The sequence below is a fragment of the Bacillus sp. FSL K6-1284 genome (assembly GCF_038002625.1).
Classification (GTDB): Bacteria; Bacillota; Bacilli; order Bacillales; family Bacillaceae; genus Bacillus; species Bacillus paralicheniformis.
This window is the reverse complement of record NZ_JBBOCW010000001.1, coordinates 157,997-167,500: the sequence shown is the minus strand read 5'-3', so window position 1 is coordinate 167,500 and position 9,504 is coordinate 157,997. Positions and strand designations below refer to the sequence as shown.

Annotated in this window: 8 protein-coding genes and 2 rRNA genes (1 of these 10 running past the window's edge); 3 read left to right on the top strand and 7 right to left on the bottom strand. The window is 45.3% G+C overall.

Annotated elements, in window-relative coordinates; translation table 11 throughout:
- Positions 1–673: ribosomal RNA gene (locus MHB72_RS00965) — 23S ribosomal RNA — on the bottom strand; it reaches 2,257 nt to the left of the window's first position.
- A 174-nt stretch (positions 674–847) separates the two neighbouring features.
- Positions 848–2,397 (bottom strand): 16S ribosomal RNA (locus MHB72_RS00960).
- The 16S and 23S rRNA genes sit together here, the layout of an rRNA operon.
- Positions 2,398–2,734: 337 nt before the next feature.
- Here MHB72_RS00960 and pdaB point away from each other — a divergent pair.
- Positions 2,735–3,499: a polysaccharide deacetylase family sporulation protein PdaB gene (pdaB, locus tag MHB72_RS00955; protein WP_023855898.1), complete on the top strand. Its 765-nt coding sequence runs from the start codon at positions 2,735–2,737 to the stop codon at positions 3,497–3,499.
- 8 nt (positions 3,500–3,507) lie between these two features.
- Here the strand turns inward: pdaB and MHB72_RS00950 are convergent, their stop codons facing one another.
- The gene (locus MHB72_RS00950) at positions 3,508–4,107 is read right to left on the bottom strand and encodes a KinB-signaling pathway activation protein (RefSeq protein ID WP_216922076.1); all 600 of its coding nucleotides are present in this window, start codon (positions 4,105–4,107) and stop codon (positions 3,508–3,510) included.
- Positions 4,108–4,220: 113 nt separating this feature from the next.
- Here MHB72_RS00950 and gerD point away from each other — a divergent pair, with 113 nt between their 5' ends.
- Positions 4,221–4,802 (top strand): spore germination lipoprotein GerD, encoded by a 582-nt coding sequence (gene gerD / locus MHB72_RS00945; RefSeq protein ID WP_023855899.1) that lies wholly within the window; start codon positions 4,221–4,223, stop codon positions 4,800–4,802.
- A gap of 53 nt (positions 4,803–4,855) precedes the next feature.
- On the opposite strand, the gene MHB72_RS00940 is transcribed toward gerD, so the two are convergent.
- From MHB72_RS00940 to MHB72_RS00925, 4 genes are all read right to left on the bottom strand, one after another.
- A complete protein-coding gene (locus tag MHB72_RS00940; RefSeq protein ID WP_065643136.1) occupies positions 4,856–5,917 on the bottom strand; it encodes an Mrp/NBP35 family ATP-binding protein in 1,062 nt (353 codons plus the stop codon).
- 85 nt (positions 5,918–6,002) lie between these two features.
- Entirely contained in the window at positions 6,003–6,716 is a 714-nt protein-coding gene (gene cwlD, locus MHB72_RS00935) for an N-acetylmuramoyl-L-alanine amidase CwlD (protein WP_023855900.1), read from the bottom strand.
- Between the two features lie 84 nt (positions 6,717–6,800).
- Positions 6,801–7,244, bottom strand: coding sequence for a YbaK family protein (locus MHB72_RS00930; RefSeq protein ID WP_023855901.1), 444 nt, complete (start codon positions 7,242–7,244; stop codon positions 6,801–6,803).
- Between the two features lie 118 nt (positions 7,245–7,362).
- Complete coding sequence (locus MHB72_RS00925; RefSeq protein ID WP_216922079.1) at positions 7,363–8,898, bottom strand: SMI1/KNR4 family protein; 1,536 nt, start codon at positions 8,896–8,898, stop codon at positions 7,363–7,365.
- Positions 8,899–9,012: 114 nt separating this feature from the next.
- Between MHB72_RS00925 and MHB72_RS00920 the strand changes: the two genes are divergently transcribed.
- Positions 9,013–9,471 carry a DinB family protein gene (locus tag MHB72_RS00920; RefSeq protein ID WP_023855903.1) on the top strand — a complete coding sequence of 153 codons (459 nt, stop codon included), beginning with the start codon at positions 9,013–9,015 and terminating at the stop codon, positions 9,469–9,471.
- Positions 9,472–9,504 lie beyond the last annotated feature (33 nt).

The window sequence follows — 9,504 nt, the reverse complement described above, 5'->3', positions numbered from 1 at the left end:
GCGGCTCCGTCTTTTCAAACTTAACCTTGCACGGGATCGTAACTCGCCGGTTCATTCTACAAAAGGCACGCCATCACCCGTTAACGGGCTCTGACTACTTGTAGGCACACGGTTTCAGGATCTCTTTCACTCCCCTTCCGGGGTGCTTTTCACCTTTCCCTCACGGTACTGGTTCACTATCGGTCACTAGGGAGTATTTAGCCTTGGGAGATGGTCCTCCCGGATTCCGACGGAATTTCACGTGTTCCGCCGTACTCAGGATCCACTCAGGAGAGAACGAAGTTTTGACTACAGGGCTGTTACCTCCTATGGCGGGCCTTTCCAGACCTCTTCATCTACCTCGTTCCTTTGTAACTCCGTACAGAGTGTCCTACAACCCCAAGAGGCAAGCCTCTTGGTTTGGGCTGTTCCCGTTTCGCTCGCCGCTACTCAGGGAATCGCATTTGCTTTCTCTTCCTCCGGGTACTTAGATGTTTCAGTTCCCCGGGTCTGCCTTCTCATATCCTATGAATTCAGATATGGATACTGCTCCATTACGAGCAGTGGGTTTCCCCATTCGGAAATCTCCGGATCAAAGCTTGCTTACAGCTCCCCGAAGCATATCGGTGTTCGTCCCGTCCTTCATCGGCTCCTAGTGCCAAGGCATCCACCGTGCGCCCTTTCTAACTTAACCGTTAAAAAGAATCACTACGTGATATCTTGCATTACGAATTGAATGTGATGTCTACTGTTATCTAGTTTTCAAAGAACACGTTTGAAGAATCAAATGATCCTTCAAAACTAAACAAGATCTAAACGTACCTGTCTATAAGACCGTAAGGTCTTATATTCCGTATAATATCCTTAGAAAGGAGGTGATCCAGCCGCACCTTCCGATACGGCTACCTTGTTACGACTTCACCCCAATCATCTGTCCCACCTTCGGCGGCTGGCTCCAAAAGGTTACCTCACCGACTTCGGGTGTTACAAACTCTCGTGGTGTGACGGGCGGTGTGTACAAGGCCCGGGAACGTATTCACCGCGGCATGCTGATCCGCGATTACTAGCGATTCCAGCTTCACGCAGTCGAGTTGCAGACTGCGATCCGAACTGAGAACAGATTTGTGGGATTGGCTTAGCCTCGCGGCTTCGCTGCCCTTTGTTCTGCCCATTGTAGCACGTGTGTAGCCCAGGTCATAAGGGGCATGATGATTTGACGTCATCCCCACCTTCCTCCGGTTTGTCACCGGCAGTCACCTTAGAGTGCCCAACTGAATGCTGGCAACTAAGATCAAGGGTTGCGCTCGTTGCGGGACTTAACCCAACATCTCACGACACGAGCTGACGACAACCATGCACCACCTGTCACTCTGCCCCCGAAGGGGAAGCCCTATCTCTAGGGTTGTCAGAGGATGTCAAGACCTGGTAAGGTTCTTCGCGTTGCTTCGAATTAAACCACATGCTCCACCGCTTGTGCGGGCCCCCGTCAATTCCTTTGAGTTTCAGTCTTGCGACCGTACTCCCCAGGCGGAGTGCTTAATGCGTTTGCTGCAGCACTAAAGGGCGGAAACCCTCTAACACTTAGCACTCATCGTTTACGGCGTGGACTACCAGGGTATCTAATCCTGTTCGCTCCCCACGCTTTCGCGCCTCAGCGTCAGTTACAGACCAGAGAGTCGCCTTCGCCACTGGTGTTCCTCCACATCTCTACGCATTTCACCGCTACACGTGGAATTCCACTCTCCTCTTCTGCACTCAAGTTCCCCAGTTTCCAATGACCCTCCCCGGTTGAGCCGGGGGCTTTCACATCAGACTTAAGAAACCGCCTGCGCGCGCTTTACGCCCAATAATTCCGGACAACGCTTGCCACCTACGTATTACCGCGGCTGCTGGCACGTAGTTAGCCGTGGCTTTCTGGTTAGGTACCGTCAAGGTACCGCCCTATTCGAACGGTACTTGTTCTTCCCTAACAACAGAGTTTTACGATCCGAAAACCTTCATCACTCACGCGGCGTTGCTCCGTCAGACTTTCGTCCATTGCGGAAGATTCCCTACTGCTGCCTCCCGTAGGAGTCTGGGCCGTGTCTCAGTCCCAGTGTGGCCGATCACCCTCTCAGGTCGGCTACGCATCGTCGCCTTGGTGAGCCGTTACCTCACCAACTAGCTAATGCGCCGCGGGTCCATCTGTAAGTGGTAGCTAAAAGCCACCTTTTATAATTGAACCATGCGGTTCAATCAAGCATCCGGTATTAGCCCCGGTTTCCCGGAGTTATCCCAGTCTTACAGGCAGGTTACCCACGTGTTACTCACCCGTCCGCCGCTGACATCAGGGAGCAAGCTCCCATCTGTCCGCTCGACTTGCATGTATTAGGCACGCCGCCAGCGTTCGTCCTGAGCCAGGATCAAACTCTCCATGAAGTTTGATAATGACTACGCACATTCGCATGTACGATTTATTTAATGAATTAACAGGTACGTTTGTCTTGTTTAGTTTTCAAAGATCATTTCCGCTTCGTTCAGCGGCTTTAATAATATAACATCAAGCTCACATATTTGTCAATAACTTTTCTCAAAATTATTTTTTGGAGCTTTTTCATGTCAGCTGTTTATCAGCGACGAATAATAATATAACATGTTAATTCAAATCTGGTCAACCCTCTTTTTAATTTTTTTCTTAAGGTGAATTATTGTTATGTTCTATTTTAAACAAGCATAGGATGAATACAAAGCAGCATGGACAAGGAGGAGTTTCTCTGTGAACCATTTTTATGTGTGGCATATGAAACGGATTAAGCAGTTAATCATTATTATGATAGCCGCTTTTGCGACAGCAAGCTTTTTTTATGTACAAAACCTGCTCCCTCTTCCTGTGTTTTCTACAGAAAGCGGAGCAAAAGCGGTATATAGAGGAGACTCAGATACAAATGAAGTCGCTCTTACCTTTAATATCAGCTGGGGAGATCAAAAGGCCATGCCTATTTTAGATACACTAAAAGCAAACGGTATTAAAGGCGCGACCTTTTTTCTTTCAGCTTCATGGGCGGAGCGCCATCCGGATGTCGTGGAAAGAATCCGTAAAGACGGTCATCAGATCGGGAGCATGGGCTATGCTTATAAAAACTATTCGCAAATGAAGAAAAGCGAAATCAAAAAAGACTTAACAAAAGCACAAAACTCTTTTCAAAAACTCGGTCTTGAGGACCTCACGCTTTTAAGACCGCCGACCGGCCAGTTTAATAAAGACGTACTCAATGTCGCTAAACAGTACGGCTATACCGTTGTTCACTACAGTGTTAATTCGGATGACTGGACGAACCCGGGGGTTCAAAAGATCGTACAAAATGTAAATGAAACGGTGAGTGCTGGTGATATCGTGCTCTTTCACGCTTCAGATTCGGCCAAACAAACAAAAGAAGCCCTGCCTGAGATCGTGCACCATCTCAGAAGCAAGGGACTCAAAAATGTAACCGTCAGCGATTTAATTGCAAATACGGATGCAAAATCATCAGAAGTAAAATAGCAACCGGTCTAAGCGCGGGGTTGAAACTTTGGCAGCATTAAAAGTTGAAAAGCGTTGCAGGCTAATAAAGGAAGCAGCATTAAATAGAGCCAGTCCTCTTCATTGACCCTTAACGCCGGGAACCACTCCATCACAGTAAAAACAAACATTAGAAATAATGCGGAAACGAACGTTTTTTTAGAGGACTGTTTTTGCTTTGCATAAGCGGCCGCAATGCTTACCGCCAAAATAAAGAGCGGCAGCCAAATATACGGAATGATGGAGCCTCCCTCTTTTTCAAAAAACAGAAAACGCAAGTAAACCAAATCAAACGCGACAAATACAATCAAAAACAGCTGAATCGAATTCCACAAAGAATGAGATCTGAAGATTTCCAGTGCAAAACGGTGAATCGTTAAGAAAATCACAAACCCCATTTGAGCAATCACGCTAAAGATCATGCCAACCCCGATAAACCAAAATAGAACAGAAAGAATCTCCAATACCTCGAAGGAAAGAAACAGCTCCTTATATCTTCCCCACTCAATGGCAAAACCGACAATACTTGTAGTCAAAGCTCCGACACCCAACACGGAAAAGAAAAATCGGACGAGATTACGGCTTTTCATTGTAGACTTCCCAACCCCTAAGTAAACGCTGTAGCAGCGATATTTTGTTATGTATAAATTTATAAAAGACATTCATATTAAAGGTAAGACGAGTTTTCGAAAGGAGCTTAAGCATGTTCAAGACCACAATGCTATCGATAAGCTGTTTTCTGTTTCTATCTGTAACAGCTTGTGCTCCCACGGACCAAGCAGCTGAGATGGACTATGATCAAACCAAAAAGATGGTTGTCGATATATTAAAGACAGATGACGGAAAAAAAGCGATTCAAGAAATATTAAATGATGACAAATTAAATGAAACACTTGTGATGGATGAAAAAACCGTCAAAGAAACCGTTGAAAAAACAATGACCTCCAAAAAAGGAGCTGAATTTTGGAAAAAAGTCTTCGAAGATCCAAAATTCGCAGAAGGCTTTGCCAAAACACTTCAAAATGAACATGAAAAAGTGCTGAAAAAACTGATGAAAGATCCTGAGTACCAAAAAATGCTGATCCAGGTCATGCAGGATCCTGAAATGGCCAAAAAATACGGTGAACTTGTCAGAAGCCAGGAATTCCGAACCCACCTGCAGGAAGTAATATCCGACACTCTGTCAAGCCCTCTCTACAGAAAGCAGTTTGAAGAGGAACTGAAAAAAGCTGCTTCTGAAAGCATGAAAGAAGAAATGAAAGGCGGCGAAGAAAAACAAAGCTAAGCCGCTTTTCATTCACTAAAAGCTTCTTCCGCGGAGGAAGCTTTTTCTGCTCTTTAAGCTTTTACGCCAATGCTTTCGTCGATTTTTTTGGCGATATCCAAATAAATGGAACCGGTCGGATGACTTTCATCATAAACGGACGGCGCGAATTCGCTGTCATCCCAATCCGGTTGCTTCAGCGGAATTTTGCCCAGAATCGGAACGCCGAGTTCTTCTGCGAGCTTCTCGCCTCCGCCTTTGCCGAATACGTATTCTTTTTCGCCTGTTTTGACGCTTTCGTAATAAGCCATATTTTCAACGATTCCCAAGATTTCATGATCGGTCTTCAAAGCCATCGCGCCCGCTCTTGCAGCGACAAACGCGGCAGTAGGGTGCGGCGTCGACACGATCACCTCTTTGCAGCTCGGAAGCATTGAGTGAACATCAAGCGCTACATCGCCTGTTCCCGGCGGCAGGTCTAAGATAATATAATCGACATCTCCCCATTCAACCTCATGGAAAAAGTTATTCAGCATTTTTCCAAGCATAGGGCCTCTCCAAATGACAGGGGCATTGTCTTCAACAAAAAATCCCATCGAAATTACTTTGACTCCGAATCTTTCAACCGGCACGACCTTTTCTCCTTCAATCGTCGGCCGTACAGTGATTCCCATCATATCCGGAACGCTGAATCCGTAAATATCGGCGTCGATTAATCCGACTTTCTTTCCGATTCGAGCCAAAGACACAGCCAAATTGACGGACACCGTCGACTTGCCGACGCCGCCTTTACCGCTTGCCACCGCTAAAAACACAGGCTGTTTTTCACTATTCAGCAGAGATTGATCCTGCCCTTGGGCAGACTCTTGATTATTCATCACGACTTCTTCAGGCAGCTCCTCAAAACGCAGGCCGACCGTCTCTGCACCGGCTTCTTTTAACCGTATGACGATTTCCTGCTGAAGCTGCATTTGTTCGGCAGATCCCGTTTTTGCGAGCGCCACCTTTACGCTGACGTGCCGTTTTTCGGGTTTTATTTTAATTTCCTTGACGGCATCCAGCTCTCTGAGCGGCTTGTGAAGAAATGGCTCGTCCAAATCGCCGACTATTTTTTTTACATCGTCTTCTCGCAACATTGATCTCACCCTTTGTTGTATTCGTTTACAAAATAAGTATAGCATATCTTTCCTTATAGTGTCTTTGACACAAAAAGAAACCCTCTTATTCAGGAGGGTCTCTGTCTTCTGTAAAGTAGCGCAATACACCTTTATATACGGATGCCGCGATTTTGTCCTGATATTTGGGCTTGGCCAGCTGTTTTGCTTCTTTCGGATTTGACAAAAACCCGATCTCGACGAGAGCCCCCGGCTTTTTCACATTTTGCATCAAATAAATGCCGTGTATCCGCTTTGCCTTCCGCGTCGTGTTTTCAAGATTATGTCTTAATTCATCCTGAATAAACTTGGCGGCCCGTTCGTTTTCTTCATATTGCCCGTAAAAGAAGCTTTGCGCACCGCTCCATCGCGCGGAAGGAATCGCATTCAAATGGATGCTGAGGTAAAGGTCGGCTTCAGAATCGTTGATCATATCGACTCTTTTCCGCAAGTCTTCCGCTTTTCTTCTGCTGAGTCCCTTCGTTTCTTCAGGAGCGAGATCATGATCGTCCTCCCGCGTCAGCAACACCAAGGCGCCCTGTTCCTGGAGATAGTCCCTGATTCTAAGGGATACTTCAAGCGCCACATCTTTTTCAAGGAGTTCACCGCTTGATGCCCCTCCATCTGCGCCCCCGTGTCCAGGATCAATATAAATGATCTTGCCGCTCAACGGAAGATTCCATGACCGCCAAGAATCATCATTGTGGAATTGATATTGAAATAAACATAATAAAACGACAAAGCCGAGTAAAAACCCGAGCCATTTTATTTTTTTCTTCATCCCTTTCCCTCCCGCTCGTCCTTACTACAACATATGGGACAAGGAAAGGAAATATGATTCAGCTTGGCCGCACTTTTACATAAATTATCTGAGCCGAAGCTTAAAGCGTCTTTCACGCTGGCTGAAGCCTTCCTTCCACCAGCTTTGGATGAAGTATTCGCACGCATAATACAGCGGTTCATGAGCCGTTTGAATATTAAAAGCCTCAGACCAGCTCACCGCATATTCATAAAGCTCGTGCAGAAGCTGTTTTTCTTCTTTTTCTGAGCGGACCATCGCTCGTTGAACGGGTTCTCCGTGATAGCCGAACTTTCCGTACTCGGCTCCCAGCAAATAGGCCTCAATGGCAAAATCGATGCAGCCGTCATACAAAATATCCGTGTGCTTAGAAAAAAAGTGAAAAAGAGGAGCAAAGCATTCCTCCGCAGAATTCAGCATTTTTTCCAAAGACAGTTCGCGCAGAAGCTTTTTTTCCAAATTGATCTGCTTCTTTTGTTTTTCATTGTTAAAAGATACGACCGTCCCCATAGAACCGCCTCCTTTTTACCTTGTATTGTGCAGTCAGGAGCCGGAAATCATGCTTTTCTAAGGAAGGGAAACGGAGGAAGAAGCCGAAAATATTAGGAGCCGCGAGATGAAAAGCTATTCACCTCACATAGCTGCTCCATATCTCCTCTTCTTCTTCAGACATATCGCCAATTACTTTAGAGAAATCCACTTTTTTCTTGCATATGTCCTTCAATACATAAAATTGGTCAAAAGAACCGGTAAACTCCTCTAACGAAGGAGATTGGGCCACCACTTTAAGGTTTACGATTTCAGAACCATCCAATTCCAGTCTTTTCAGATGTTCCAGGCCGGCAAGAACGGTTCCGTCTTTAACGGACGAATTTATAAGTGTTAGTGTTTGAAGCGTATGAATCGTGCCTAAGAAATCAACGTTTTCTAACGTAATATTTTCAACCGTTAAAGACCTTAATGTTTTCAAACCTGCTATCGCTTTTATCTCTTCTTCGGATACATGTTCATCTCCGCGTATATGTAATCGTTTCAACGTGCTGATTTGAGAAATATCGTTTATTTGCTTTTCGTTACAAACATCTACCTTTAAAAACTCAAGGTTTTTACAGTGACTGAGCGGCGCGTATTCTGCAGCTTGAATATCTGTCATATCCAATTCTCTCAAAGATGATAAATCCGCAAGCGGAGACAAATCGGTCACGCATGTTTTCTCCACATTTAAATACTGCAGATGTTTCAATTGAGCGATTGGCTTTAAATCTGCTACCGGGTTATTTCCAAGATAAAGCTTTTTCAAAAAGATCATGCTTTGCAAAGGCGTTAAATCATGAATACGATTTGCACTTATATTTAATTCCCTCATATCCGTACAGATTGATAGCGGTTTAATGTGTGTCAGCTCCCTGCCCGCTAAACGCAGCTTTATCTTGTTACAAAATACCTTTGGACTTTCAGCCATCGTTTCCACAATCGCAGTCCAGCGATCGTCCAGCTGACGAAGCCATCGGTCCGCATGTTCAGGATCGGCTTCCTGCGGTCTTGCATGCAACACCGGAAGTTCCATAGAACGGATGGCATCCAGGAAATGAAGCTCTTCCTCTTTGCCGTAGCTCCAGCTGACAGCATCATCATATTCATCAATCGTATAATGACCATGTTTGAGCGTATTTGTTATATGGATCAGTAAATCTGTCACATGATGAGCAATCACATACTTTATTTCTTCGTCTCGCCCGAAATTGATCACTTGTCCGGCTTGCCCCTCCTGATCAGGATCAAGGTCTACACCAATATGATTTCCTCCGTAATCCCTGCTAATCGGAATCCATCGGCGGTTCACATATTTTTCTTTAATCCAACACGGCGGAACCGAATATGCATCGATCTCTCCCAATTCTCCATCTCCTTCAAGCCCCTTCCATATTCGCCACTCCGTGAGCATTTCTTGCAAGGAAAGAAAAGGAAGTCCGAAAAATAATCCGGGGCCCGATTCTTTTTCACCATTATGGGTAAGATAAAGCGCCCTGAGCTCTTCAGGAAACGTAGCTTCCATTTCATTTTCAGCTTTTTGAATGTCTTCCTCTGTTGCAGGAGGATTCAAAAACGGACGGAAATGTTGTTTTAATTCAGTATGCAACTGTTTCATCATTGTTTGAATCATCTTTTCTCTCCTTCATGCTTTGTAAGACTAATTACATCATGAATGTGTATCCTTGGCAATCCGGGAAGGGAAACAGAGCGAAAAGCCGAACATATTAGGAGAGGTGAGCATGAGATGAAAGGTTTGTTTCAGTATAATTGGCAAGTTCGTGATGAATGGTTTGACTGGTGCCTGAAGCAGCAGCCGGAGGAAATCGAAAAGAAGCGTTCAGGCGGTATGGAAAGCATTTTGAAAAACTTGTTTCATATTGTCGATGTTGAGGTGAGCTGGATGTATGCCATTTTAGACAAGCCGGACTTCACTCCCGAGTTTTCCGACTATCCGTCGATTCAGCACATTATCAAGTTTTCTGAAGCGTATCGTCCCGAGGTTGAGAGTGTGGTTTTTCATTTTTCCAGCACAGCCGAACAAAAGCCTGTCAAAACGTCTTGGTCAGAAGATACCTATACACAAGGCGACATTTTAAGGCATTTGATCGCCCATGAAATACATCACATCGGACAAATATCCGTCTGGGCGCGGGAGATGAACCGTGTTCCGGTATCCGCTTCATATGTAGGACGGCAGCAATAAAAAAGACCCCCAAGACAAAAGTCTTGAGAGCCT